This is a genomic window from Lederbergia lenta NBRC 16444, from assembly GCF_001591545.1.
GTDB lineage: Bacteria > Bacillota > Bacilli > Bacillales > Bacillaceae_C > Lederbergia > Lederbergia lenta.
Genome location: NZ_BCVC01000012.1, coordinates 33,188 through 58,321 on the forward strand (window position 1 = coordinate 33,188; position 25,134 = coordinate 58,321).

At 37.3% G+C, this 25,134-nt stretch carries 25 protein-coding genes and 1 tRNA gene; all 26 read left to right on the forward strand.

Annotation, left to right across the window (positions count from 1 at the left end):
• Window positions 1-148: 148 nt before the first annotated feature.
• The 26 genes from veg (at window position 149) to hpt (ending at window position 25,059) form a co-directional block, all read left to right on the forward strand.
• Window positions 149-418 carry a biofilm formation stimulator Veg gene (veg, locus tag BLE01S_RS18955; protein WP_066146173.1) on the forward strand — a complete coding sequence of 90 codons (270 nt, stop codon included), beginning with the start codon at window positions 149-151 and terminating at the stop codon, window positions 416-418.
• Between the two features lie 94 nt (window positions 419-512).
• A complete protein-coding gene (locus tag BLE01S_RS18960; protein WP_066146177.1) occupies window positions 513-695 on the forward strand; it encodes a small, acid-soluble spore protein, alpha/beta type in 183 nt (60 codons plus the stop codon).
• A 257-nt stretch (window positions 696-952) separates the two neighbouring features.
• The gene (gene ispE / locus BLE01S_RS18965; RefSeq protein ID WP_066146179.1) at window positions 953-1,810 is read left to right on the forward strand and encodes a 4-(cytidine 5'-diphospho)-2-C-methyl-D-erythritol kinase; all 858 of its coding nucleotides are present in this window, start codon (window positions 953-955) and stop codon (window positions 1,808-1,810) included.
• Window positions 1,811-2,026: 216 nt separating this feature from the next.
• Window positions 2,027-2,860 (forward strand): pur operon repressor, encoded by an 834-nt coding sequence (purR, locus tag BLE01S_RS18970; protein ID WP_066146182.1) that lies wholly within the window; start codon window positions 2,027-2,029, stop codon window positions 2,858-2,860.
• Window positions 2,861-2,873: 13 nt separating this feature from the next.
• Complete coding sequence (locus BLE01S_RS18975) at window positions 2,874-3,248, forward strand: RidA family protein (RefSeq protein WP_066146185.1); 375 nt, start codon at window positions 2,874-2,876, stop codon at window positions 3,246-3,248.
• 221 nt (window positions 3,249-3,469) lie between these two features.
• Window positions 3,470-3,763 carry a septation regulator SpoVG gene (gene spoVG, locus BLE01S_RS18980; RefSeq protein WP_066146188.1) on the forward strand — a complete coding sequence of 98 codons (294 nt, stop codon included), beginning with the start codon at window positions 3,470-3,472 and terminating at the stop codon, window positions 3,761-3,763.
• A gap of 279 nt (window positions 3,764-4,042) precedes the next feature.
• Window positions 4,043-5,416: a bifunctional UDP-N-acetylglucosamine diphosphorylase/glucosamine-1-phosphate N-acetyltransferase GlmU gene (glmU, locus tag BLE01S_RS18985; RefSeq protein ID WP_066146192.1), complete on the forward strand. Its 1,374-nt coding sequence runs from the start codon at window positions 4,043-4,045 to the stop codon at window positions 5,414-5,416.
• 17 nt (window positions 5,417-5,433) lie between these two features.
• Window positions 5,434-6,393 carry a ribose-phosphate diphosphokinase gene (locus BLE01S_RS18990; protein WP_066146195.1) on the forward strand — a complete coding sequence of 320 codons (960 nt, stop codon included), beginning with the start codon at window positions 5,434-5,436 and terminating at the stop codon, window positions 6,391-6,393.
• A 242-nt stretch (window positions 6,394-6,635) separates the two neighbouring features.
• Window positions 6,636-7,244 carry a 50S ribosomal protein L25/general stress protein Ctc gene (locus BLE01S_RS18995; RefSeq protein WP_066146290.1) on the forward strand — a complete coding sequence of 203 codons (609 nt, stop codon included), beginning with the start codon at window positions 6,636-6,638 and terminating at the stop codon, window positions 7,242-7,244.
• Window positions 7,245-7,446: 202 nt separating this feature from the next.
• Window positions 7,447-8,013 (forward strand): aminoacyl-tRNA hydrolase, encoded by a 567-nt coding sequence (pth, locus tag BLE01S_RS19000; RefSeq protein ID WP_066146198.1) that lies wholly within the window; start codon window positions 7,447-7,449, stop codon window positions 8,011-8,013.
• Window positions 8,014-8,072: 59 nt separating this feature from the next.
• Complete coding sequence (fin, locus tag BLE01S_RS19005) at window positions 8,073-8,303, forward strand: anti-sigma-F factor Fin (protein WP_066146201.1); 231 nt, start codon at window positions 8,073-8,075, stop codon at window positions 8,301-8,303.
• A 165-nt stretch (window positions 8,304-8,468) separates the two neighbouring features.
• Complete coding sequence (gene mfd, locus BLE01S_RS19010; RefSeq protein WP_066146205.1) at window positions 8,469-11,978, forward strand: transcription-repair coupling factor; 3,510 nt, start codon at window positions 8,469-8,471, stop codon at window positions 11,976-11,978.
• A gap of 230 nt (window positions 11,979-12,208) precedes the next feature.
• Window positions 12,209-12,745: a stage V sporulation protein T gene (spoVT, locus tag BLE01S_RS19015; RefSeq protein ID WP_066146208.1), complete on the forward strand. Its 537-nt coding sequence runs from the start codon at window positions 12,209-12,211 to the stop codon at window positions 12,743-12,745.
• 186 nt (window positions 12,746-12,931) lie between these two features.
• Complete coding sequence (locus tag BLE01S_RS19020) at window positions 12,932-14,530, forward strand: putative polysaccharide biosynthesis protein (protein WP_066146211.1); 1,599 nt, start codon at window positions 12,932-12,934, stop codon at window positions 14,528-14,530.
• The gene (gene yabN / locus BLE01S_RS19025) at window positions 14,530-15,993 is read left to right on the forward strand and encodes a bifunctional methyltransferase/pyrophosphohydrolase YabN (protein WP_066146215.1); all 1,464 of its coding nucleotides are present in this window, start codon (window positions 14,530-14,532) and stop codon (window positions 15,991-15,993) included. Before BLE01S_RS19020 ends, yabN begins: the two co-directional genes overlap by 1 nt.
• Before the next feature lie 23 nt (window positions 15,994-16,016).
• Window positions 16,017-16,283, forward strand: a complete 267-nt coding sequence (locus BLE01S_RS19030; protein ID WP_066146293.1) for an RNA-binding S4 domain-containing protein — start codon at window positions 16,017-16,019, stop codon at window positions 16,281-16,283.
• A gap of 126 nt (window positions 16,284-16,409) precedes the next feature.
• Window positions 16,410-16,715 carry a sporulation protein YabP gene (yabP, locus tag BLE01S_RS19035; protein ID WP_066146218.1) on the forward strand — a complete coding sequence of 102 codons (306 nt, stop codon included), beginning with the start codon at window positions 16,410-16,412 and terminating at the stop codon, window positions 16,713-16,715.
• Window positions 16,712-17,353 carry a spore cortex biosynthesis protein YabQ gene (gene yabQ / locus BLE01S_RS19040; protein ID WP_066146221.1) on the forward strand — a complete coding sequence of 214 codons (642 nt, stop codon included), beginning with the start codon at window positions 16,712-16,714 and terminating at the stop codon, window positions 17,351-17,353. Before yabP ends, yabQ begins: the two co-directional genes overlap by 4 nt.
• 12 nt (window positions 17,354-17,365) lie before the next feature.
• Window positions 17,366-17,770: an FtsB family cell division protein gene (locus BLE01S_RS19045; RefSeq protein WP_066146224.1), complete on the forward strand. Its 405-nt coding sequence runs from the start codon at window positions 17,366-17,368 to the stop codon at window positions 17,768-17,770.
• Window positions 17,771-17,843: 73 nt separating this feature from the next.
• On the forward strand, window positions 17,844-18,260 hold the full coding sequence (locus BLE01S_RS19050) for a S1 domain-containing RNA-binding protein (RefSeq protein ID WP_066146226.1): 417 nt from the start codon (window positions 17,844-17,846) through the stop codon (window positions 18,258-18,260).
• Between the two features lie 132 nt (window positions 18,261-18,392).
• Window positions 18,393-18,466: transfer RNA gene (locus BLE01S_RS19055), tRNA-Met, on the forward strand.
• Window positions 18,467-18,762: 296 nt separating this feature from the next.
• Window positions 18,763-21,246, forward strand: a complete 2,484-nt coding sequence (gene spoIIE / locus BLE01S_RS19060) for a stage II sporulation protein E (protein WP_066146229.1) — start codon at window positions 18,763-18,765, stop codon at window positions 21,244-21,246.
• Between the two features lie 119 nt (window positions 21,247-21,365).
• The gene (locus BLE01S_RS19065) at window positions 21,366-22,097 is read left to right on the forward strand and encodes a vWA domain-containing protein (protein ID WP_066146232.1); all 732 of its coding nucleotides are present in this window, start codon (window positions 21,366-21,368) and stop codon (window positions 22,095-22,097) included.
• Window positions 22,069-22,998 carry a serine/threonine protein kinase PrkT gene (gene prkT / locus BLE01S_RS19070; RefSeq protein ID WP_066146235.1) on the forward strand — a complete coding sequence of 310 codons (930 nt, stop codon included), beginning with the start codon at window positions 22,069-22,071 and terminating at the stop codon, window positions 22,996-22,998. The genes BLE01S_RS19065 and prkT overlap by 29 nt, the downstream gene beginning before the upstream one ends.
• An 88-nt stretch (window positions 22,999-23,086) precedes the next feature.
• Window positions 23,087-24,481, forward strand: a complete 1,395-nt coding sequence (gene tilS, locus BLE01S_RS19075) for a tRNA lysidine(34) synthetase TilS (protein WP_066146238.1) — start codon at window positions 23,087-23,089, stop codon at window positions 24,479-24,481.
• Window positions 24,482-24,507: 26 nt separating this feature from the next.
• Window positions 24,508-25,059, forward strand: coding sequence for a hypoxanthine phosphoribosyltransferase (gene hpt / locus BLE01S_RS19080; protein ID WP_066146241.1), 552 nt, complete (start codon window positions 24,508-24,510; stop codon window positions 25,057-25,059).
• Window positions 25,060-25,134: the final 75 nt, after the last annotated feature.

The window sequence follows — 25,134 nt, forward strand, 5'->3', positions numbered from 1 at the left end:
CGAATGGAATATAATAAACATGTTGTAAAATTAGTGAAATTGTTGATAAAAAAACATTGACAACTGGATGGTTTCATTGGTAAAATTAATGATTTATTTGACATTTTCAAAGCACTGTGTTACAATAAAAACAGTGAGGTGGAGCGATATGCCAAAAACATTAGCAAGCATTAAAAAATCCCTTGATTCCAACTTGGGTAGGAGATTAATGTTAAAAGCCAATGGAGGCCGCAGAAAAACGATTGAACGTTCTGGGGTTTTGGCAGAAACTTATCCATCGGTTTTTGTCATCGAATTAGATCAAGAGGAAAATGCTTTTGAGCGTGTTTCCTATAGCTATGCAGATGTACTAACGGAAACGGTTGAATTAACTTTCTACGAAGATACAGCAGGTAATTTAGTACTAGGACAACAGTAAACATTCATTTGTTTACTGTTGTTTTTTATTTCCTGCTGTAATTATAGAGTAATTGCTCAAAATAAGAGGGCGGGTATTAAAGGGGGAATTTATTTTGGGTAGAAGAAGAGGCGTAATGTCAGACCAGTTGAAAGAAGAATTGGCAAAAGAGCTAGGCTTTCATGATGTTGTCCAAAAGGAAGGTTGGGGCGGCATTAGAGCAAGAGATGCAGGCAATATGGTTAAGCGTGCTATTGAAATGGCGGAAAGACAGCTAGCCGAAAAGAACAATGAATGACAAAGTGCTCTCAACCTAAAAATAATGAACATACACTTACCCGTAAAAAAGTCGAAGCTACTCTCTGCTTCGGCTTTTTTTATTGTAAATGGAGATAATAGTTAGCATATATAGCGACTAAATTAATGAATAATACAACATATGTCTATATTGGTTAACTAAGAATACAGATGCTTTACTATAATATGTTTCGGTAGTGGATGATTTCATGGTAAAATGAAAAAAATGAAGAGACGGAAGACAAGCAGGTGAAAACAATGAAACTTTTAATGAAGGCTCCAGCTAAAATTAATTTATCTTTAGACGTTCTTAAAAAACGCGAAGATGGTTATCACGAAGTGGAGATGGTGATGACGACAATTGATTTAGCAGACCGAATTGAACTAGCTGCAATGAATGAAGATAAGATAAAGATTATATCTCATAACCGTTTTGTTCCTGATGATCAACGGAATCTTGCCTATCAAGCAGCAAAGCTTTTGAAAGACAGATATGCAGTCAAAGAAGGTGTTACCATCTCCATTGACAAAATAATTCCAGTAGCTGCCGGATTAGCCGGAGGAAGCAGTGATGCAGCTGCTACATTAAGAGGGTTAAACACTTTATGGGACCTAAGGTTAACTGTAGAGGAATTAGCGCATATTGGTTCAGAAATTGGGTCTGATGTAGCCTTTTGTGTTCATGGAGGTACAGCATTAGCAAAAGGACGCGGGGAAAAAATTACCAAACTACCTGCTCCGCCCAATTGTTGGGTAATTTTAGCGAAGCCCTCTATTGGCGTCTCCACAGCAGATATATATAAAAATCTAGACATACCGAGCATTCAGCACCCTGATATGAATGCGATGGTACAAGCTGTGAAGGACCAAAGCTATGATGAAATCTGTTCTCATATGGGCAACGCACTTGAAGCTGTCACATTAAAACTTCATCCCGAAGTACTCCACATTAAAGAGCAGATGGAACGTTTTGGAGCAGATGCAGTGATGATGAGTGGAAGTGGCCCCACTGTATTTGGTTTAGTGCAGCACGATTCACGGCTGCAACGAATTTACAATGGCCTACGCGGATTTTGTGCCCAAGTTTTTGCAGTGCGCATGCTTGGGGATGATTAACAAAAAATATCTACAGTTGTATAGTAGATGAGGCAAGATTTAAAGGGAGTCGATCCTAATCCCCGTTTGTATAAAAGTGTAGAGCGTACTAGTTATTATAGAAAAAGATTTTCCTTTGTTATTGAATAAAATGGAGTAAATCTTGCTAATAACCGTACGTTAATGTATATTTACATTAATAATGTTCGTATTTTGGTTTATGCAGGAGGTTATATCATGAAATTCCGCCGTAGCGAGCGTCTTGTGGACATGACACATTACTTAATGAATCATCCTAGAAAGCTTGTTTCTCTCACTTATTTTTCTCAAAAATACTTATCAGCTAAGTCATCTATTAGTGAGGATTTGGTAATCATAAAAGAAACATTTGAAAATCAGGGGATTGGCACATTACAGACACTACCAGGTGCAGCTGGGGGAGTTAAATATATTCCTAAGGTAAAAAAAGAACAAGCTGAGGAATTTGCAAATCAACTTTGCGCTTCTATTGCGGATTCGGAGCGTTTACTACCCGGCGGCTATTTATTTATGACAGATTTGCTTGGCGATTCTCAAGTATTGAATGAAGTCGGTAAGCATTTGGCGTCTGCCTTCTCAGATCGTGATATAGATGTGATTATGACTGTAGCAACAAAAGGGATACCAATAGCACAGGCGGTAGCCCATCATTTAAATGTTCCTTTTGTTGTCGTACGTCGCGATAGTTTGGTAACGGAAGGGTCTACTGTTAGTATAAATTATGTTTCAGGCTCATCTAAACGGCTTCAAACAATGTCCCTTTCGAAAAGAAGCTTAAAAGAAGGAGCCAAGGTGCTAATTGTCGACGACTTTATGAAGGCGGGTGGGACAGTAAACGGTATGGTTAATCTTTTAGCTGAGTTTAATGCTTCTGTAGCCGGGATTGCTGTTCTAGTTGAATCGGAATTTCAGGAAGAACGCTTAGTTGAAGATTATGTATCACTAATTAAGTTGTCAGATGTTGATGTAAAAGGGAAAAAGATTAACGTAGTAAAAGGAAACTTTTTTTTCGGGAAAACGGAATTTTTATAAGGGAGTGAGTTATATGAGATCAGTATCCACAAATAAAGCACCAGCAGCTATTGGCCCATATTCACAAGGAATTATTGTTAATAATATGTTTTACAGCTCAGGGCAAATTCCGTTAACAACAGAAGGAAATGTTGTTTCAGACGATGTTTTCGAGCAAGCGCATCAAGTTTTTCGTAACCTTCAAGCTGTATTAGAAGAAGCGAATGCTTCATTTGATACTGTAGTAAAAGCAACTGTATTTATAAAAAATATGGATGATTTTGCACTTATTAATGAGGTATATGCTGAATATTTCCCTGTGCATAAGCCAGCACGTTCTTGTGTGGAAGTAGCACGTTTACCTAAAGATGTTCTTCTAGAGATAGAAGTTATTGCACTTGTTCGCTAAAAAGTGATTTATAAAGTATAAGAAAGGACTATTAACCGTACTGTTTATAGTCCTTTTAAGCTTTCAAAAAACATTGCATGATTTATATACAGAAAATTATAGAAGACAAAAAAACATTTAAAGTAAATTTTTAAAAAAATTACAATTAAAAGAAGGAGATAAGTAATTTGTGTTGAATACATACTTATGCTTATATCTAGGTGCAGAAGGTGGTGAACACAATGGAAGTAACAGATGTGAGATTACGCCGTGTCAACACAGAAGGTAGAATGAGAGCGATTGCATCCATTACGCTGGATAACGAATTTGTTGTTCACGACATTCGCGTGATTGACGGAAATAATGGTTTGTTTGTAGCAATGCCAAGCAAGCGTACTCCAGATGGAGAGTTTCGTGATATTGCTCATCCGATCAATTCAAACACTCGTAGCAAAATCCAAGATGTTGTATTGGCAGAATACCATCGTATGGGAGAAATTGAAGAGCCAGAGCTTGAAGAAGCGGGCGCTTCCTAATTATACAACTGCAAGAAGAACCTAACCGTTGAGTTAGGTTCTTTTTATTTTTTTGAAAGTATAAGAGAAGTTCGTCCGACTAAAACGGCCACGTCCTATGGAGCCGTCGATGCACACACATCCTGTTGGTACAGTTTGTACGTCGATGTCCAAGGCGTCTTCGCTTTTCTTATTTTCGACAAATTTCATGGTAACTTTATGCTTATCTCATGGTTTTCTTGAAAAAACATGCTAATTAAGATATATTCATAATGGAAAATAGATATTGGAGGACCGTTTATGACAAAAAGATTCGCTGTAATATTGGCTGCGGGGCAAGGTACTAGAATGAAGTCTAAGCTATACAAAGTGCTTCATCCGGTTTGTGGGAAGCCAATGGTCGAGCATGTGGTCGACAATATTTCAAAACTTAATGTTGAACAAACAGTTACAGTAGTCGGACATGGGGCAGAAACTGTTAAGATACATCTAGAAGGAAAGAGTGACTTTGTCCTCCAAGAGGAGCAGTTAGGAACGGCTCACGCGGTTAAACAAGCGAAGGAAACATTGGACGGGAAAAAGGGAACAACTCTCGTTATTTGCGGAGATACACCACTTATTAAGGCAGAGACGATGGAATCTTTACTGGAGTATCACGAAGCGCAGAATGCTAAAGCTACAGTTTTGACTGCTTTTACAGATCAGCCGGATGGATACGGACGAATTATTCGCAATTCGGAAGGTATAGTAGAAAGAATTGTGGAACATAAAGATGCAAATGAAACAGAAAGAAATGTGAAAGAAATTAATACAGGGACATACTGTTTTGATAATGAAGTGTTATTTCATGTTCTTGACCAAGTATCAAATGAAAATACTCAAGGAGAGTATTATCTTCCTGATGTAATTGAAATATTAAAAGCTACAAATCAGCATGTTACAGCATATCAAACCCCTGACTTTGAAGAAACTTTAGGAGTGAATGATCGAGTTGCTCTAGCAGAAGCTGAGAAAATTTTAACAAAAAGAATAAATGAGCAACATATGCGCAATGGGGTAACATTTAAGGATCCAGCAAATACATACATTGATGCAGATGTTGTAATAGGGTCTGATACAATTATTCTCCCTGGAACATTTATTCAAGGAAAGACAGTGATTGGGGAAAATTGCGTCATAGGACCTCATAGTGAATTGAACAATGCCTATGTTGCTGATCACACGGAAATTCGCCAGTCTGTTGTACATGATAGTTCAATTGGAAAGAATGTTCATATTGGACCGTTTGCTCATATTCGTCCAGAATCTAAGATTCATGACGATGTAAAGGTTGGAAATTTTGTTGAAGTGAAAAAATCAGAAATTGGTGTAAGCAGTAAAGTCTCCCATTTAAGTTATATAGGTGATGCGGAAATTGGGTCAGAAGTAAATGTTGGATGCGGGTCAATAACTGTGAACTATGATGGAAAAAACAAATATTTAACGAAAATTGAAGACAATGTATTTGTAGGATGCAATTCAAATCTTGTTGCACCAGTTACAATTGGCAAAGGTGCGTTTGTTGCAGCGGGTTCAACGATTACAAAGGATGTTCCTGGAGAAGCCCTTTCAATTGGACGTGCTAAGCAAGTGAATAAAGAGAATTATGTCAAGAAACTAAATTTGAATAATTAATATGATGGAGGTTCAACATGTCAAATCAATATCTTGACCCAAGTTTAAAAATATTTTCATTAAGTTCAAACCGTGCTTTGGCGCAAGAAATTGCAAATGTAATAGGTCTAGAACTTGGTAAGTGCTCGGTAAATCAATTTAGTGACGGAGAAATTCAAATCAATATAGAAGAAAGTATCCGTGGATGTGATGTATATGTGGTTCAATCAACAAATGAGCCTGTCAATCACCATTTGATGGAATTACTCATTATGATTGACGCATTAAAACGAGCGTCAGCAAAAACAATTAATCTTGTTATGCCTTACTACGGTTATGCACGTCAAGATCGTAAAGCAAGAGCGCGTGAACCAATTACAGCTAAACTCGTTGCGAACTTAATTGAAACCGCTGGTGCAACTCGTATGATCAACTTAGACCTCCATGCTCCCCAGATTCAAGGTTTCTTTGACATCCCTAATGACCACTTAATGGGTGTACCCATTTTAGGAGATTATTATAAAGAGAAAAACTTTAATAAAGAAGATATCGTTATCGTCTCTCCTGATCATGGCGGTGTTACAAGAGCAAGAAGACTTGCGGATCGCTTAAAGGCACCTATCGCTATAATCGACAAACGTCGCCCGCGTCCGAATGTGGCTGAAGTGATGAATATTGTTGGTAATGTAGAAGGTAAAATTGCCATTTTGATTGACGATATCATAGATACAGCAGGAACGATTACTTTGGCAGCAAGCGCACTGAAGGAAAATGGAGCAAAAGAAGTCTATGCTTGTTGTACGCACCCGGTATTGTCGGGACCGGCAATTGAGCGAATTGAGAACTCTGAAATTAAAGAACTCATTGTAACAAATTCTATTGCTCTTCCAGAAGAAAAGAAAATTAGCAAAATTAAAGAACTTTCAGTAGCTGCTTTACTAGGTGAAGCGATTATTCGTGTGCATGAGAACCAATCAGTAAGTACGTTATTTGATTAAACCATATAGACAAAAGCTATAAGCATATAAAACGTTGGCGATAAGATAACGGCTAGATATGACAGTTTCTGTGGTATCGCCGTTGTTATTCGCATCATTTGAATCTCCTGCAACAATGCCAACATGATTTGAAAGTCAATAGTGCAGCAATTTCATAAAAATAGATGTTTATTCATTATTGTGATAGGGTAAAGATAGGGATAATCATATTTTTTTATATAACAGGAGAGTGAGTGGTAGAGATGAGTACAGTTTTAAAAGCGCAAACACGTACAAATGAACAACATTCGCAATTAAATGAACTACGCAAACAAGGGAATGTCCCCGCTATAGTTTACGGATATAATGTAGAAAATACGCCAATTTCTGTAGAAAGCAAAAGCTTCTTAAAAGTAATGCGTGAAGTAGGAAGAAACGGTGTTATTTCACTGGATCTAGAAGGAAAAAAATTAAATGTTATTTTACATGAGTATCAAGAGGATTCACTTCGTAGAGAAGTTACACATGCAGATTTTCTTGCTGTTGACATGATGGTGGAAATCGATGCGAACGTGCTTATCGAATTATCTAATGATGCTCCTGGTGTGAAATCTGGTGGAGTGTTACAACATATCCTTCACGAGCTTTCAATTACAGCAAAACCCGATGATATACCTGAAGAAATTAAAGTCGATATTTCAGGCTTAGAAATTGGGGACAGTATAACGGTCGGCGATATTCGTGGAAACTATTCCGTTGTCATCAACCATGAAGATGAGGAATCAATTGCTTCAGTACAACCACCTAGAGAAGAAGAAGAAGCGACAGAAGAAGCTTCCGAATCGACAGAAGATCAAGCTGACGAAAAATAAAGTTCTCATTTCAAATCGAGCGCAGCCCCAGTGTGGCTGCGCTTTGTTCTTGTTGCATTAAAAGAACGATAGCAGCTGAGAATAGAACAGATCTTGCATAAAATGGGAACGGTTTTGAATAATTTGTTTGTGTGGTTTATACTTTTCTGTATAATAAAAGGTAACTCGGTTGGAAGAGTACATGTATACTGGAGTGTATTTAATGAAATTAATTGTAGGGTTAGGGAATCCAGGTTCAGCATATAGTAAAACAAGGCATAATATTGGCTTTGAAGTGATCGAGGAGTTGGCTCAGCGATCCGGTATGCCGGTGAATCAAAATAAATTTAATGGTGTTTTTTCTCTTGTCCACCAAGGTGGGGAAAAGATGATTTTATTAAAACCATTAACATATATGAATTTATCTGGAAAGAGCATACGTCCAATCATGGAGTACTATGATATTGATATAGAGAATTTACTCGTTATTTATGATGATTTAGATTTACCCGTTGGTAAAATTAGACTTCGGCAAAAAGGTAGTGCAGGCGGGCATAATGGTATAAAATCAACCATTGCACATCTTGGAACACAAAACTTTAATAGAATTAGAATCGGGATTGATCGACCACCACTCGGGATGAAGGTTCCTGACTATGTGTTAGGTAAGTTTGGAAAAGATGAGTGGCAAGAAATGCAACCGGTTATACAAACATGTGCAGATGCATGCGAAAAGTGGATAAATACCCCTTTTATCGAAGTGATGAATCAGTTTAATGCAAAAGGATGAATAACTCTTGGCGATGGCGACCATAATATAAAGGACATGTTTGTATTAGGAGGAAGTCGATGCTTATTCATTATCAATGTCGCCATTGTGCGGCAAAGATGGGTACGATTGAGAGTGATTCATTAAAAATAGAACAACTTGGGATCCACATGTTAACGAATGAAGAAAGACAAGAAATGGTTGCTTATAGTTCGAATGGAGATATTCATATTCAAGCAATTTGTGAAGACTGTCATGAGACACTTCTTAAAAACCCTGATTTGCATCAATATGATTATCTAATTCACTAAAAGCTTTGGATTGGAAATCCAAAGCATTTTTCTATTTTTATATATAAGGAAAATTTTAGCGAGAATTATTAAATCGCTTTTTACTAAAAAACTGGTGTTTATTCACTAAAGTATCGTTACTTATAGCGGTTTTGTTTTTGTATATTTTGAAAAGAGGAGATAGACATGCACGGTTTGCAAAAGATATTGCTACAACAAAGCGAAATAAAGTCAATTATATCTGGAGCGGAAGAAAATCTAGCAGAACAGTTAATTGCAGGATTATCAGGCTCTACGAGGGCTATTTTTATTGCTGCAGCAGTAGAACAGACGGGGAAATCAATTGTTATTGTAACTCATAATCTTTTACAGGCACAGAAGTTACATGAAGATTTGACACAATTTATAGATGAATCTCAGTTGTTCTTATATCCAACAAATGAATTAATTGCAGCAGAATTAAGTACCGCGAGCCCCGAATTACGTGCCCAACGAATTGAAACCCTTAATTACATGGCGTCAGGACGACGCGGTGTTTTTGTCGTTCCTATGGCAGGTTTAAGAAAGATGATGCCATCTCCAACTGAATGGAAACAATATCAGCTCCATTTTGAAGTAGGAAAAGATCTAGATATGGAAAAGGATATGCTTACACTTGTGCAAATGGGTTATAGCAGATCTGATATGGTAAGCGCACCAGGTGAATTTAGTGTTCGTGGGGGAATTGTAGATATATATCCACTTACAGAAACAGATCCTATTAGAATTGAATTATTTGATACAGAAATAGATTCTATTCGCGCCTTCTCTATTGATGATCAACGTTCTAAAGAAAAAAGAGACAAGGTTGTTATCGGACCAGCGACGGAGACTCCAATAGATACAAGTAAATTTCCTGAAATTTCAACGAAGCTAGAAGCAGATCTCGCACGTTCATTAAAAAAGTTAAAAAGTGAAAAAGCCAAAGAACGAATGGCAGAAAACATTGGTCAAGATTTGGAGCAATTTCGGAATGGACAAAAGCCAGAGAATTTTTTCAAATATTTATCTTATGCTTATCAACCCGCTTCAAGTTTACTAGACTATGTGTCTAGTGATGCCTTACTTATTTTTGATGAAATGAGTCGTATTCAAGAAATGAATGAAAGACTGGAAAAAGAGGAAGCTGAATGGTACACGGCGCTGCTAGAACAAGGAACAATTGTCCATGATGTTGCTGTGTCTCATAAATTTGCACAGTTGATTTCTAGTCATAAGTTTCCGCGTATTTATTTATCCTTGTTCCTAAGGCATATCCCAAATACAAGCCCACAGAACATTGCGAATGTTTCGTGTAAGATTATGCAGAATTTTCATGGTCAAATGCATTTATTAAAAACAGAAGTAGAACGTTGGCGTAAAAATGACTACTCTATTATTTTTCTAGCACCAGATATGCAAAGAGCAAAGAAAATGCAAACAGTTTTACTTGATTATGATATCGAAGCGGCTTTGGTCAAAGATACGAAGGTACTGTCGGGAATTCAAATAGCAGAAGGATCATTACAAACTGGTTTTGAACTTCCAACTTCGAAAATGGTTGTGATTACGGAACAGGAAATTTTTAATAAGAAGACACGCAAATCTAAACAGCGGCAAAAGCTTTCTAATGCAGAAAGAATAAAAAGTTACTCCGAATTAAAAATTGGTGATCATGTTGTTCATGTGAACCATGGTATAGGTAAGTACTTGGGGATTGAGACACTTCTTATTAACGGTATCCATAAAGATTATCTACACATAAAGTACCAGGCTGATGATAAATTATACGTTCCTGTAGAACAAATCGATCTTGTACAAAAATACGTAGGATCGGAAGGAAAGGATCCTAAAGTATACAAACTTGGTGGCAGTGATTGGAAACGAGTGAAGAAAAAGGTAGAATCTTCTGTTAAAGATATAGCGGATGATCTTATTAAGCTCTATGCCGAAAGAGAAGCGGCTAAAGGGTACGCATTTTCTCCTGACGGTGATATGCAACGTGAGTTTGAGACTTCCTTCCCATATCAAGAAACAGACGATCAACTTAGGTCTGCATTAGAAATTAAACGGGATATGGAACGAGAGCGTCCGATGGATCGACTTTTATGCGGAGATGTAGGGTACGGGAAAACAGAAGTGGCGATTCGGGCTGCTTTTAAAGCAATCGTTGATGGGAAGCAGGTCGCAATCCTAGTACCTACAACTATTTTGGCACAACAACATTTTGAAACCATTAAAGAGAGATTTCAAGACCATCCTATTAATATTGGATTATTAAGTAGGTTTCGTTCAAAGAAACAGCAAACAGAAACAATTAAGGGCTTGAAGAATGGGACAATAGATATTGTTATAGGTACCCATAGATTATTATCAAAAGATCTTCACTTTGCGGATCTTGGTTTGCTCATTGTTGATGAGGAACAACGATTTGGCGTTACTCATAAAGAAAAAATAAAGAAATTAAAGGCGAATATTGATGTATTGACACTAACAGCCACTCCAATTCCTCGGACACTTCATATGTCCATGCTTGGGGTTCGCGATTTATCGGTTATTGAGACGCCACCAGAAAATCGTTTTCCAGTTCAAACTTATGTGATGGAATACAATGGAATGCTTGCGAAAGAAGCAATTGAACGTGAACTTGCAAGAGATGGTCAAGTATACTTTCTATATAATCGTGTAGAAGATATAGAGAGAAAGGCAGAGGAGATTTCCTTACTCGTGCCAGATGCAAGAGTTGCATTTGCTCATGGGCAAATGCCTGAGGCGGAGCTTGAGTCGGTTATATTAAGCTTTCTAGATGGAGAATTTGATGTGTTAGTGACAACAACTATTATTGAAACAGGTGTCGATATCCCCAATGTAAATACATTGATCATTCATGATGCTGATAGAATGGGCCTCTCACAGCTATATCAATTGAGAGGTCGGGTTGGACGCTCGAATCGAGTTGCATATGCGTATTTTACTTATAGAAGGAATAAAGTATTGACAGAAGTAGCAGAGAAAAGACTTCAAGCGATTAAGGAATTTACTGAATTAGGTTCTGGTTTTAAAATTGCTATGCGTGACTTATCTATCAGAGGAGCAGGGAACTTGTTAGGTGCCCAGCAGCATGGATTTATTGAATCAGTTGGTTTTGATCTGTATTCGCAAATGTTAAAAGAGGCAATTGATGCACGTAAAGATGGTGGTCAGGTAAAATCGGCTCCTGCCTTTGAGGTCGAACTTGAGCTTGATGCATATATACCTGATACCTATATAAGCGATGGCCAACAAAAAATTGAAATGTATAAGCGGTTTAGAAATATCGATTCACTTGATGAATTGGAAGAATTGCGTGAGGAGATGGTTGATCGCTTCGGCGATTATCCGAAGCAAGTAGAATATTTACTGACGGTTGCAGAAATGAAAGTATACGCCCGAAAGGTAAAGCTCGAATCCATTAAACAATCTAAGACGGATATAGTACTCTTTATGTCACCTGAAGGAACAGCTGAAATAGATGGAAAAAAAGTGTTTGATATATGTAGTCGACATGGACGAAATGTTGGATTAGGTATGGATGGAGACAGGTTAAAAATTAGTATTAAGGTAAATCGAATGAATACAGATGAATGGTTGAAAGTTTCTAAGGAATTGATGAAGGGATTGGAAGAAGCAAAAAAATAATTCCATAAAAGTTGCCCAATTTAGTTGAGTAATCATTACTATCAGATAAGGTGAATAAAGGATAATTTGAAAATACTAGCCAATAAATGAACTTATTATGTATAGAACTTTCCATATGAAAGATACTAAATTCAATAGCTGATAGTAATGAACTGGATAGATCGGAAGCTAGCTAAACAATAAAGCTGTGAGTTTCCGAAAAATCACCTGATGAAAGAGAGGCAACTAAGATGAAAGCAACTGGAATTGTTCGTCGTATTGATGATCTAGGAAGGGTGGTCATCCCAAAGGAAATTCGTAGAACACTTCGAATTAGAGAGGGAGATCCATTGGAAATCTTCGTTGATCGTGATGGCGAAGTCATATTAAAAAAATACTCTCCAATAAACGAACTGGGCGATTTCTCTAGAGAATATGCAGAGGCTTTATACGATAGTTTAGGAAGTACTGTTCTGATTTGTGATAGGGATGAGATTATTGCGGTAGCAGGCAGTTCTAAAAAGGACTATATGAATAAAAGCAATGGCGAAGTGATTGAAAAGGCGATTATGGAACGCGCAGGTCATTTAGAACAGAGCGCAGGAAAAGTCTCCTTAGTAGATGGGTATGAAGAGGATCTCCATTCCTATTGTATAGCTCCAGTCATTGCAAGTGGGGATCCTATTGGTGCAGTAGTGATCTTTTCAAAAGACCAAAGTCTCGGAGAAGTAGAACAAAAATCTGTGGAAACTGCTGCAAACTTTCTAGCAAGACAAATGGAAACGTAATAAGAAATCGGTAAGACGTCTAGTTGGTGTGCCATGTAGCTAGACAATAGGAACAAAGAAAAAGCGTATATCATTGTGACTCACTTCGTGTGGGGTTAAAAGGACTAAGCGTCGTGCTTGGTCCTTTTAATATGCTATAATACACTCAATTATTACTACAATTCCGATTAGAAGGGCGAGGGGAGTTTGCTTTATAAGGGATCGAATGAATTTATCAAAAGTGCGCTCATCCTATCAGCTGCTGGCTTTGCTGTTAAAATAATGAGCGCTGCCTACCGTGTACCTTTTCAAAATATAGTAGGTGATATTGGGTTTTATATATATCAGCAAATATATCCGATTTATGGGATTGCTGCTATCTTGGCAACGTCTGGTTTTCCTGTCGTTATATCCAAATTAGTTGCAGAACATAAACATGGTAACCAAAAGCAACTTATTTATCAACTACAGGCAGCCTTTTTTACGTTGCTTTTTATAGGAATTAGCTTATTCGTAGTTTTTTACTTTGGGGCTAATATGATTGCTGACTGGATGGGGGATTTACTTCTAGCTCCTCTCATTAAAACAATATCTTTCATCTTTTTATTTCTCCCCTTTTTATCAATGTGGAGAGGCTATTTTCAAGGTGAAGGAGATATGAAACCAACAGCGGTAAGTCAAGTGGTCGAACAACTGGCTAGAGTAATGGCTATTCTACTATTAGCTTCGATTCTCGTCTCAAAGGGTTACTCTTTATATACTGCTGGACGTGGAGCCCTCGCTGGTTCATTAATAGGAGCTAGTATAGGTGTAAGTTTATTAACCTATTTTGCAGCACGCAAGAAGCTAATAAAAACATTTTTCATAAAAGGCCTGTCATTAAATCAAATGTACAAAACGGCACACACTGTGTTTCTTCATGGGACAGCGATCTGTGTAAGTGGGATGGTACTTGTCCTATTTCAATTGATAGACTCTTTAAGTTTATATTCAATCCTTACAAAAACAGGTGTCGCTGTGGATTATGCTAAAAGCTTAAAAGGTGTCTTTGACCGAGGGCAACCACTTATTCAATTGGGAGCTGTAACTGCAGCTTCGTTCTCCTTGGTGCTAGTTCCGCTTGTAACTACTGCTTGGAATCGAAAAGAAACAGTATTTGTACGTGAAAAAACGCAAAGTGCAGTTAAATTAACCATTATTATTGGGGCAGGAGCAGCGGTGGGACTGGCAAATATAATTCAACCGACTAATGTGATGTTATTTAAAACGGCTACAGGTTCGACTGCTCTGTCTATTTTAGCTATGTCCATTTTTTTTAGCTCGCTAATATTGGTCTGTGCAGGTGTGTTACAGGGGGTGGGGCATGTCTTCGCGCCAATGAAATATATTCTTCTTGGCTTCATATTTAAATTTGTATGCAATTATCTGTTGATACCAATAATCGGTATCAAGGGAGCAGCTTTAGCAACAATTATTGGGCTGGCACTCATTGCGTTTCTTCTAGTAAAAAAATTACACGAGAAGGTTACCATTCTACCGGTTATCATATCAACTCTTCCGATACTCCTTTTATCCGTCGGAATAATGACAGTTAGCCTGCAATTTTGGCAACTCATATTATCATTTACAGGATATTCAGGCAGAATGTATAACGCGATTGTTGCAATCTCTAGTGTAATGATAGGATCGCTTGTATATGTAACTTTTATATTACGCCGAGGATTATTAACGGAAGAAGAAATGAGTATTTTACCATTTGGATCTAAATTAGGTCGACTGATGAAAACGAGGAGGAGAAAATTATAATGGGGGAAATATTAGTGATAGGGCTTGGTGCAGGAGATATCGACCAGCTGCCCTTAGGTGTTTATAAACAATTGAAGCATGCCAGTCATCTATATTTAAGAACTAAAGAGCACCCTGTAGTAGAGGGATTTTCAGAAGAAAATATTTCGTATGTTTCCTTTGACGCCATATATGAAAAGCATGATAATTTCCCTGCGGTTTATGAGGAAATAACAGAAACTTTATTAGCGAAGGCTGTTGAGGAAAATATTATTTATGCCGTACCTGGACACCCAATGATTGCGGAGAAAACAGTTCAACTACTGCTTGAGCGAGGAGAAGGGAGAAGTATTCCTGTAAGGATAGGTGGTGGGCAAAGTTTCCTTGATAGTTTGTTTGCAGCGGTCAAAGTAGATCCTGTCGAAGGCTTTCAATTATTAGACGGTACATCTCTACATAAAAATGATATTATGGTCCACCAACATATTATTATTGCTCAAGTGTACGATGCTTTTGTCGCATCTGAAGTAAAACTAACCTTGATGGAAAAGTATCCTGATGAGTACGAGGTCCAGATTGTTACAGAGGCAGGAAGTGAATCGGAGACGCTTAAGGCCATTCCGCTTTATGAATTAGACCGTCATGCTGAGCTTAACAATCTAACGAGTGTTTATGTCCCGCCGATCCCTTCAGAGGAAATGGCTTTTAAGGAATTCGCGACGTTACGAACGATTATTGCTGATTTAAGAGGTCCGAATGGATGTCCTTGGGATAAAAAGCAAACACATTTATCTTTGAAAAAATACTTAATTGAAGAAGCATACGAGTTATTAGAGGCAATTGATCGAGATGATATTGATAATATGATCGAAGAACTTGGGGATGTAATGCTACAAGTCATGCTACATGCACAAATAGGCGAAGACGAAGGTATGTTTGCGATAGAAGATGTGATGGAGAGTATATCTGCAAAAATGGTGCGGCGTCACCCACATGTTTTTGGTGATGCTATTGCTCATACTACCGAGGAAGTAAACGCTAACTGGGAAAAGATCAAAGCGACAGAGAAAAAAACGAGGATTGTGCCGCAATCTCTACTGAAAGATGTTGCGAAAGGATTGCCAGCCTTATTAAAGTCATATGATTATCAAAAAGTGGCAGCGAAGGTAGGCTTCGATTGGGATAACCCAGAAGAAGCTTGGGAAAAAGTCAAAGAAGAAATGCAGGAATTTGAGGTAGAAATGGCGAAAGGGAATAAACGGGAGCAACTTGATGAATTAGGAGATTTACTATTTGCTATCGTAAATGTCGCTAGATTATCGGATATTTATCCGGAAGAGGCATTGCAAGCTGCTAATGAGAAGTTTTATCGTCGATTTTCATATGTAGAATCGCAAGTACTAGAAAGTGGGCTGACTTTTGAAGATTTTAACTTAGAAAGTCTAGACCAATTTTGGAAAGAAGCAAAGAGACAAGGACTATAGGAGAGTGAATATGAATGGAAACAATGCGATTGGATAAATTTTTAAAAATCTCTCGTTTAATAAAGAGGCGAACATTAGCAAAAGAAGTAGCTGATAAAGGTAGAATTAATGTGAATAATCTTCAAGCGAAGGCTAGCTCAAATGTGAAGGTTGGCGATGAGCTAACGATTCAGTTTGGACAGAAGCTTGTGACGGTGAAAGTGGAAAAGCTGCAGGAATCAACGAAAAAAGATGATGCTGCAAATATGTTTACAGTCTTGAAAGAAGAAAAGCTAGGTGAGGAAAAATAATAGTAAGATCACAGTTCATTCTGTGATTTTTTTTATTATAACAAGTATCTTGAATAGGGCTTGTTCTATTTGGTTCCATCATTTCATAAGTATGTAGTAAAATCAGTACGAAAATGAGGGATGGATATGAGCCAATTTTATGAGCCAGCAGCTACAGGAAAAACAGTGCCAGTGGAACACGATATAACGATGCGGGGACGAAGGTTGATTGACATCACAGGTGTGAAACAGGTAGAAAGTTTTGACAATGAGGAGTTTTTACTTGAAACAACTATGGGTTTCTTGGCAATTCGAGGACAAAATTTACAAATGAAAAACCTTGATGTGGATAAAGGGATTGTATCGATTAAAGGTAAAGTATATGACCTAGTCTATTTAGATGATCAACATGGGGAGAAAGCCAAAGGATTCTTTGGTAAATTATTTCGATGACGCTTTCAGTCCAACTTTATACCATGCTTGCCATGATTACCATGGGAAGCCTTTTTGGGGCAGCACTTGATACGTATCAAAGATTTTTGAAACGGGACAAGCGGAAAAGAGTCATTGTGTTCATAAATGATATATTATTTTGGATGCTTCAGGGTCTAATTATTTTTTACGTTTTATTTCTAGTAAATTATGGGGAAATTAGGTTTTATCTTGTGCTTTCCTTATTATGTGGATTTTCAGCTTATCAAGCTTTTTTGAAGAAGTATTATTTGGCAATTCTTGAATACCTGATCCTATTTATTCAATCAGCCGCCATTTTATTCTATAAATTAATATATATGATCATTTATCAACCAATTAAGTGGATTGTAATATTTATCTTTAGCTTACTAATATTAACAGCAAAACTTCTTTTGGGACTTGTAAAGACAGTCGTAAAAATGTTATTATGGATGTTAAAGATTATCCTTTATCCAATTTACTTATTGGGCAAAGGAATTTGGACGATACTTCCACAGTCGGTTCAAAAAATAGTCAGGCAATTAAAAAGCTGGTTTATAAGCTATTTCATATTTTTAAAAGATAAATTTAGTGATGTAATTTCTTTTTTTCAAGCAATCTTTAGCAAATTAAAATAAGGAGGCGTCAGGATGGGGGCTAAAAAGAGAATGCCAATCGCTTCATTAGAAACAAACTTTATGAAGCAACAGGAAGTTTCGATGAGAAGAGCAGCGAAAAGAAAGAAACTACTGATCCGCAGATTATCTGTATTTCTCGTCCTGGCGCTTGCTTTATCTTATTTGACGATATCTAGCTATATTTCTAGAACCTCACTTCTTGAGGCGAAAAAGGAAGAAAAAGTAAGGCTTGAGGCAACACTTGCCAAGCTAGAAAAAAAGCAAACGATGCTTGAAAATGAAGTCATTAAACTAAACGATGATGAGTATATAGCAAAGTTGGCAAGAAGTGAATATTTTCTTTCTGATAAGGGAGAAATAATCTTTAATATCCCTGAACAAAAGAAAAAGGAAGAGGAAGATGAAGTGCCATATTGACACTTTTTTTCTAAGTCCTATATAATATAGAATAAGTGGTATTTTTTATACTTTAAGGAGGATAAATTTTTTTATGTCGATCGAAGTAGGCAGCAAGTTACAAGGTAAAATTACAGGCATTACTCATTTTGGAGCGTTTGTCGAATTGCCCGGCGGTTCAACAGGACTTGTTCACATTAGTGAAGTAGCCGACAATTATGTAAAAGACATCAACGAACACTTAAAAGTTGGTGAAGAAGTTCTCGTAAAGGTTTTGAACGTCGAAAGTGACGGTAAAATTGGATTATCAATCCGTAAGGCTAAAGATCAGCCACCGGCGCAATCTCATTCAAGCCAGCGCCCGCGTCAAAACAGAAATAACGATTTTCGTCCGAAAGAAAACTTTGAGCAAAAAATGAGCAGGTTTTTGAAAGATAGCGAAGACCGTTTATCGACATTGAAGCGTAGTACTGAATCTAAGCGCGGTGGACGTGGTGCAAGGCGAGGTTAACTTGCTGTCTGTTTTATAAAAAAGCAGTAAATCCGTATTTTTGGATTTACTGCTTTTTTTAATGTGATTTCTATTGACAATTTTTGCGAAGGTCTGTATTATAGACATTGTGCCTTTTATAAGGAACAACATGGCGGCGTAGCTCAGCTGGCTAGAGCGTACGGTTCATACCCGTGAGGTCGTGGGTTCGATCCCCTCTGCCGCTATAATAAAAGCGCAAGGAATTTACTATTCGGTAAATTCCTTGCGTTTTTTTTGCCTTGCTGCTAGTGATAAATCTATATTTGTAAAAAGAAATAACTACATGATTCCAAATACAAAACAATAAATAGTGATTTCTTTGTACAAATATAAAGACTTCATGTTCATTCTGCTTGAACTTTTCCTATTTTGCCCGAAATAGTCGAATATTTCTTTATATTCTCTCCATCAAACTGACAAATTTTTAATTTAAACCCATTTATAATGAGAAGCATTATCCATAGTGGGGAGTGTTTAAAAAATGGAAAGAGGAGAAAGGATACTAACGGAGTCGGCAGGCAATGTAGATTTGGAGAAAACCAAATGGGATATAGAGAATGGATTTAAGAAGTTGCAACAAAAAATAGAGTATTTATTCCTACAAAAAGGGATCGCTCTATTTTTAGTAGCCGTGTTGTTAGGACGAGCTTTAATATTGTCGCATCTTACTCCGTTTGCATTACCATTCTTTACGGCGGTTTACATATTAAGAAGGGAAAAGGCGCCACTTGTTCTATTTGGCCTTCTAATCGGTTCCATGACTTTATCAATGGAAAAAGCAGCTTTCACCTTTGCATTATGTAGTTTGTTTCTCATCTTTTATCAAATGATCAAAAAGTTAGTTAAACATCCGCTTAAAGTACTCCCTTATTTTGTTTTTTTTATAACCATCTTCACGAAATGCATTTTTACCTACATTCAAAATGGACAAATACTTACAAGCTATGACGGATTAATGGCAGGGGTGGAGGCCGGTCTTTCATTTGTTCTCGTATTTATCTTTATGCAAAGCATTCCTTATTTAACTGCTTACAATAAAAAGAAGGTATTGAAAACAGAAGAAGTGATTTGTCTTATTATTATGCTCGCATCGGTTATGACAGGGACGATTGGATGGACATTTTATGATTTATCTATTGAACATATTCTTTCACGTTATCTCGTTATTCTATTTGCATTTACTGCTGGGGCTACAGTAGGGTCGACTGTTGGTGTAGTAACGGGCTTGATTTTTAGTTTAGCTAGTATCTCCAGTTTATTTCAAATGAGCCTGCTAGCTTTTTCTGGATTACTAGGAGGTTTATTGAAAGAAGGAAAGCGAGTAGGAACGGCAATTGGGCTTTTAGTCGCTACACTACTTATCGGGATGTACGGAGAAGCAAATGCATCGTTAATCGAAACAATGTATGAATCCCTTGCTGCTGCTTTCTTATTACTTATTACGCCTATTAGTTTTACAGAGAAGCTAGCTAGGCATATACCAGGTACCCCGGAGTACGCTCAAGATCAACAGCGTTATGCTCGAAAGATTCGTGATATTACAGTCCGTCGGGTTGAACAGTTCTCCTCTGTTTTCCATGCATTATCTAATAGTTTTTCAGAGCCGGAAAAATGGAGTGATTCAGAGGATGAACAACAAGAATTTGATCTGTTTTTAAGCAATGTAACCGAGAAAACATGTCAAACATGCTTTAAAAAAGACCAATGCTGGGGGAATCGCTTTGATAAAACATATGAATTAATGAATGATGTTATGCATGATATGGATGAAAATACAGGTACTATTCAGCCTGCTATAAATCGAGAGTTGGAAAAGCATTGTAATAAAGCGAAAAAAGTGAGAGAGGCCATTCATCAGGAACTGACTGTTCATCAAGTGAATGTACACCTTAAAAAGCAAGTGCAAGAAAGTAGAAGACTTGTAGCAGAACAATTACTAGGTGTTTCGGAAGTTATGGGTGATTTTGCGAAGGAAATTAAAAAAGAGCAGGAGAATCATCATCACCAGGAAGAAATGATGCTGGATGCATTACAAGAGTTTGGTATAGATGTCGATCAAATAGAAATATATAGCCTAGAAGCAGGAAATATTGATTTAGACATTACCATTCCAAACTACAAGGGTATGGATGAATGTGAAAAAATAATTGCGCCATTACTATCAGATATTTTGAATGAAACAATTATTGTTCAAAGTGAAGAGTACGCAGACACTTCACTAGGTACATGCTATATAACACTTCGATCGGCAAAGGCATTTGTTGTTGAAACAGGAGTAGCTCATGCAGCGAAAGGTGGTGGATTTCTCTCGGGCGATAGCTATTCGACGATGGAGCTTGGTCCTGGTAAGTTCGCTATTGCAATCAGTGATGGAATGGGCAATGGAGAAAGAGCGCATCATGAGAGTAGTGAAACATTAAAGCTGATGCAAAAAATACTACAATCAGGGATAGAAGAAAAAGTAGCAATTAAATCCGTGAACTCTGTTTTATCTCTTAGGACAACGGATGAGATATTTTCTACTCTCGACTTAGCGATGATTGATCTACAAAATGCCCAAGTTAAATTTTTGAAGATTGGCTCTACACCAAGTTTCATTAAAAGGGATACTAAGGTGATAAAAGTCGAAGCAGGAAATCTGCCTATGGGAATTTTACAAGAGTTTGATGTCGATGTTGTATCTGAGCAGCTACGCGCAGGCGATCTGTTAATTATGATGAGTGATGGGATATTCGAAGGACCCAAACACGTAGAGAATTATGAATTATGGATGAAACGAAAATTGAGAGAAATGGAAACTAGTGACCCACAAGCGATTGCGGATTTAATTATGGAGGAAGTAATTCGTACAAGATCAGGAGTGATAGCTGATGATATGACAATCGCAGTTGTAAAAATCATTCACAATACACCTAAATGGGCGGCTATACCAATGCATAATAGAAAAATGAAGATTTCCTCTTAAGCATTCAACCATTAATCAAAGTATAAAAAGCCCTTTATCAGGCGAGGATGGATAGCATGATTGTTATTGGTTATAGAGTTTAAAGTCAGCTGTTCTACTACGAAGATGGAGGGAAGGAAATGACTAAAGGTAGTCTTAAACAAATATTATTAATTACAGATGGATGTTCCAATCAAGGGGAAGATCCTGTTGCGGTGGCTGCGTTAGCTAATGAAAGTGGAATAACTGTAAATGTAATTGGTGTCATTGAAAATGATTCAATTGAAAAAAAGGGGATGAAGGAAATTGATGAGATTGCTGCATCTGGAGGAGGGATTAGCCAAATAGTATATGCTGAACAACTATCTCAAACTGTCCAAATGGTTACTCGAAAAGCAATGACACAAACGTTACAAGGAGTTGTGAATCGGGAGTTAAGACAAATTTTGGGTAGTAATACTAATTTGGAAGAACTTTCCCCTGATAAGCGAGGAGAGGTAATGGAAGTAGTAGATGAGTTGGGGGAAACTTCTGATCTACAAGTGCTGATTATGATTGATACTAGCGCTAGCATGGCAACGAAGCTTGAAACGGTAAAAGAAGCGTTGTTAGACTTATCGCTTAGTCTAAATGCACGGATGGGAAATAACCAATTTTCTGTGCTTGTATTTCCTGGGAAAAGAAAAGAGGCGGAAAGGCTATTAAATTGGACACCGAATTTAGAGCTATTAACGAGCGTGTTTCCTAAGCTTGCTACAGGAGGAATTACTCCTACAGGGCCGGCATTACGGGAGGGAATGTCCTATTTTAAAAAGAAGCGCTCCTTGAGGAGGCTGCTATCAGATGATGAATACATGGAAGGATCAATTTAAATTCCCACCTAATACGGAAATAGTAGGTAAATGGCATAATAATGACTATCGACTTATGAAGCAACTTGGCGAAGGGGCGAATGGAGTTGTTTATTTAGCGACTGGCACTCATGGCTATTCAGCTTTGAAGATGAGCCCTGATAGTTTCTCCATCACATCAGAGGTGAATGTTCTGAAAGCATTCGCAAAGGCCCAAGGAACTTCTCTTGGGCCTTCTTTGTATGATGTGGATGATTGGGAAACAAAAGGTAATAAGATACATTTCTATGCAATGGAATACATTCAAGGACCTGATCTGCTTTCATTTATTAAAAGAAAAGGACATTCATGGTCTGGGGTAATGATTGTTCAACTGCTGGACGTATTGGAAAGATTACACAACCAAGGTTGGGTTTTTGGAGATTTGAAACCGGAAAATTTAATTGTAACAGGCTCTCCTCCAAAAATACGCTGTATTGACGTTGGGGGGACGACATTAAAAGGAAGAGCAATAAAAGAGTTCACCGAGTTTTTTGATCGTGGCTATTGGGGGCTTGGCTCAAGGAAGGCAGAGTCTTCCTATGACATATTTTCGACAGCGATGTTATTGATTAATCTATTTTATCAGGATCGCTTTACTAAAAAGAACCATCCATATAAACAACTAATGGGAGTCATTCGGTCCAATAAAGAGCTAGTGAAGTATGAAATACCTTTAAAAAGGGCGATAAAAGGGGAGTATAATAATGCCAAAGAAATGAAAGATGAATTATTGGCTATTCTGTCGATGCGTCCATCTAATCTTGCCAGAACCAATCAAATTCAACGTAAAAAAAAGCAAGGCAACTTTTTGGAGACGGCAGCACTTTTAATTTTTACTGCCTTTTTATATGCTTTTTATATATTCACGTATATCCTGTAGGACTTGAGGCTACAAGGAAACACGAAGAAATGGTAATATAAGAACAGATGACGGTGCTATCCAAGTATCGATAGGAGAAGGATTAGCCATGTTAGATTTTGAAAGAAAAACAGAATTATTTGTGGAAAAACATGTATTATTTAAAAAAGATGACTTTATTATTGTAGCTGTATCAGGGGGACCTGACTCTATGGCTATGCTTGACTTTCTTGTGAAAAGGCAGGATCAGTATGGAGTTACACTAGTAGTTGCACATGTAGACCATATGCTTAGAGGAGAAGAGTCACTTCGTGATCTGGAATACGTGAAGAATTATTGCGCTTCTACAGGTCTGATATTTAAAGCTGAGTCTATAGATATTAAAAGTAAAATGAAAAAAGACAAAACAGGTTTACAAGAAACTGCAAGAGTATACCGTTATCAATTTTTGGAACAAGTAATGGAAGAGTTTCAAGCCAATAAGTTAGTGGTTGGTCAGCATGGGGATGATCAAATTGAAACAATTCTTATGCGTCTAACGCGAGGAAGCAGAGAAATATCGCGAGCGGGCATTCAAGTGAAAAGGAAGTTTGGAAATGGAGAATTGATTCGCCCATTACTTGGAGTCTCGAAAAGTGAGATAGAAGAGTACTGTAAGGTAAAGGCTCTTCATCCGCGGCGAGATGAAAGTAATGATAAACCTACATATACTAGGAACCGATTCAGATTGGATATACTCCCGTTTTTAAAAGAAGAAAACAGCCGAGTTCATGAACAATTCCAACGTTTTAGCGAAGAAATAACAGAAGATGAAAAATACCTACGTTTCTTAGCAAAAGAGCAAATGGAAAAAATGTGTCAAGAGTTTGACGGTGTTGAAATTCGTCTTAATATCAGCTTATTCAAGCAAGTGCCTTTGCCTTTACAAAGGAGAGGGATTCATCTAATATTAAATTATCTTTATCAGCAATATGCTCCTGATTTATCTGCGCTGCATATAGATTTGATACAGCAGCTGATAAAGAGCAAAAAACCATCGGGTAGAATAGATCTTCCAAATGGTTTAAAAGTAATAAGATCTTATGAGCAATGTAATTTTACTTTTACTGAATTGGAACAAGCTTCAGGATTCTATTACGTGTTAGAAGAGGACAATGATCTTCTGCTTCCTAATCAATTGACTATCCGAATGGAAAAAAATACGGATAATAACTTGAAGGATCAGGATAACGTTCTTATCTTCGATCCAAATACTATTCAGTTTCCAATCATCGTTAGAACAAGGCGGCCCGGTGATCGCATGAAAATTAAAGGAATGAACGGGTCAAAGAAGGTCAAAAACATTTTTATGGAAATGAAAATACCTTTGCAGGATAGAAGGAATTGGCCTATTATCACGGACAATTCTGGTCAAATTCTTTGGATCCCCGGTCTGAAAAAATCCTGTTATAATACTTCTCCAAACAAAGAACATATTTATTACAGCATACACTACAGCAAGTAAACAATTCCTAGGGGGCAACCAAATCAATGAATCATGATATTGAGAAAACATTAATAACTGAAGAAGAAATTAATGAAAAGATAGAGGAAATTGCAGGTCAGCTTACCGAGGAGTATGATGGGCGTTTTCCGCTCGTTATTGGTGTCCTTAAAGGGGCTACTCTTTTCATGTCAGATTTGCTAAAAAAAGTGGATACATATATAGAAATGGATTTTATGGATGTATCGAGTTATGGAAGATCAACCGTTTCTTCTGGAGAAGTAAAAATACTTAAAGATTTAAATACTCCAGTTGAAGGTAGGGATATCCTAATTGTGGAAGATATTATTGATAGTGGATTGACGTTGAGTTATCTTGTTGAGTTATTCCATTATCGTAAAGCTAAATCAATTAAAATTGTTACACTGCTTGATAAACCAACGGGTAGAAAGGCAGATATTGAAGCTGACTACGTCGGATTTAATGTACCTGATGCATTTGTAGTGGGATACGGTCTTGATTATGATGAGAAATATCGTAATCTCCCTTATATTGGGATTTTAAAGCCTGAAATATATGGGAAGAATGAAGAGGATTAATACATTGAAAACAAGGGTGAAATGTTGTAAAACTGGAAATGTCTATGATACTATTGAAGTTAGTTTTTTCAGTGT

What these genes read in the sequence shown, in the direction of transcription:
- BLE01S_RS19045 (WP_066146224.1), top strand. Translation starts at nt 17,366, where the DNA reads ATGGGGGCTAAAAAGAGAATGCCAATCGCTTCATTAGAAACAAACTTT.
- glmU (WP_066146192.1), top strand. Translation starts at nt 4,043, where the DNA reads ATGACAAAAAGATTCGCTGTAATATTGGCTGCGGGGCAAGGTACTAGA.
- spoVT (WP_066146208.1), top strand. Translation starts at nt 12,209, where the DNA reads ATGAAAGCAACTGGAATTGTTCGTCGTATTGATGATCTAGGAAGGGTG.
- hpt (WP_066146241.1), top strand. Translation starts at nt 24,508, where the DNA reads ATGAATCATGATATTGAGAAAACATTAATAACTGAAGAAGAAATTAAT.
- BLE01S_RS18995 (WP_066146290.1), top strand. Translation starts at nt 6,636, where the DNA reads ATGAGTACAGTTTTAAAAGCGCAAACACGTACAAATGAACAACATTCG.
- pth (WP_066146198.1), top strand. Translation starts at nt 7,447, where the DNA reads ATGAAATTAATTGTAGGGTTAGGGAATCCAGGTTCAGCATATAGTAAA.
- spoVG (WP_066146188.1), top strand. Translation starts at nt 3,470, where the DNA reads ATGGAAGTAACAGATGTGAGATTACGCCGTGTCAACACAGAAGGTAGA.
- ispE (WP_066146179.1), top strand. Translation starts at nt 953, where the DNA reads ATGAAACTTTTAATGAAGGCTCCAGCTAAAATTAATTTATCTTTAGAC.
- yabQ (WP_066146221.1), top strand. Translation starts at nt 16,712, where the DNA reads ATGACGCTTTCAGTCCAACTTTATACCATGCTTGCCATGATTACCATG.
- veg (WP_066146173.1), top strand. Translation starts at nt 149, where the DNA reads ATGCCAAAAACATTAGCAAGCATTAAAAAATCCCTTGATTCCAACTTG.
- BLE01S_RS19050 (WP_066146226.1), top strand. Translation starts at nt 17,844, where the DNA reads ATGTCGATCGAAGTAGGCAGCAAGTTACAAGGTAAAATTACAGGCATT.
- tilS (WP_066146238.1), top strand. Translation starts at nt 23,087, where the DNA reads ATGTTAGATTTTGAAAGAAAAACAGAATTATTTGTGGAAAAACATGTA.
- mfd (WP_066146205.1), top strand. Translation starts at nt 8,469, where the DNA reads ATGCACGGTTTGCAAAAGATATTGCTACAACAAAGCGAAATAAAGTCA.
- BLE01S_RS18975 (WP_066146185.1), top strand. Translation starts at nt 2,874, where the DNA reads ATGAGATCAGTATCCACAAATAAAGCACCAGCAGCTATTGGCCCATAT.
- BLE01S_RS19030 (WP_066146293.1), top strand. Translation starts at nt 16,017, where the DNA reads ATGCGATTGGATAAATTTTTAAAAATCTCTCGTTTAATAAAGAGGCGA.
- BLE01S_RS18990 (WP_066146195.1), top strand. Translation starts at nt 5,434, where the DNA reads ATGTCAAATCAATATCTTGACCCAAGTTTAAAAATATTTTCATTAAGT.
- prkT (WP_066146235.1), top strand. Translation starts at nt 22,069, where the DNA reads ATGATGAATACATGGAAGGATCAATTTAAATTCCCACCTAATACGGAA.
- spoIIE (WP_066146229.1), top strand. Translation starts at nt 18,763, where the DNA reads ATGGAAAGAGGAGAAAGGATACTAACGGAGTCGGCAGGCAATGTAGAT.
- yabN (WP_066146215.1), top strand. Translation starts at nt 14,530, where the DNA reads ATGGGGGAAATATTAGTGATAGGGCTTGGTGCAGGAGATATCGACCAG.
- fin (WP_066146201.1), top strand. Translation starts at nt 8,073, where the DNA reads ATGCTTATTCATTATCAATGTCGCCATTGTGCGGCAAAGATGGGTACG.
- purR (WP_066146182.1), top strand. Translation starts at nt 2,027, where the DNA reads ATGAAATTCCGCCGTAGCGAGCGTCTTGTGGACATGACACATTACTTA.
- BLE01S_RS19065 (WP_066146232.1), top strand. Translation starts at nt 21,366, where the DNA reads ATGACTAAAGGTAGTCTTAAACAAATATTATTAATTACAGATGGATGT.
- yabP (WP_066146218.1), top strand. Translation starts at nt 16,410, where the DNA reads ATGAGCCAATTTTATGAGCCAGCAGCTACAGGAAAAACAGTGCCAGTG.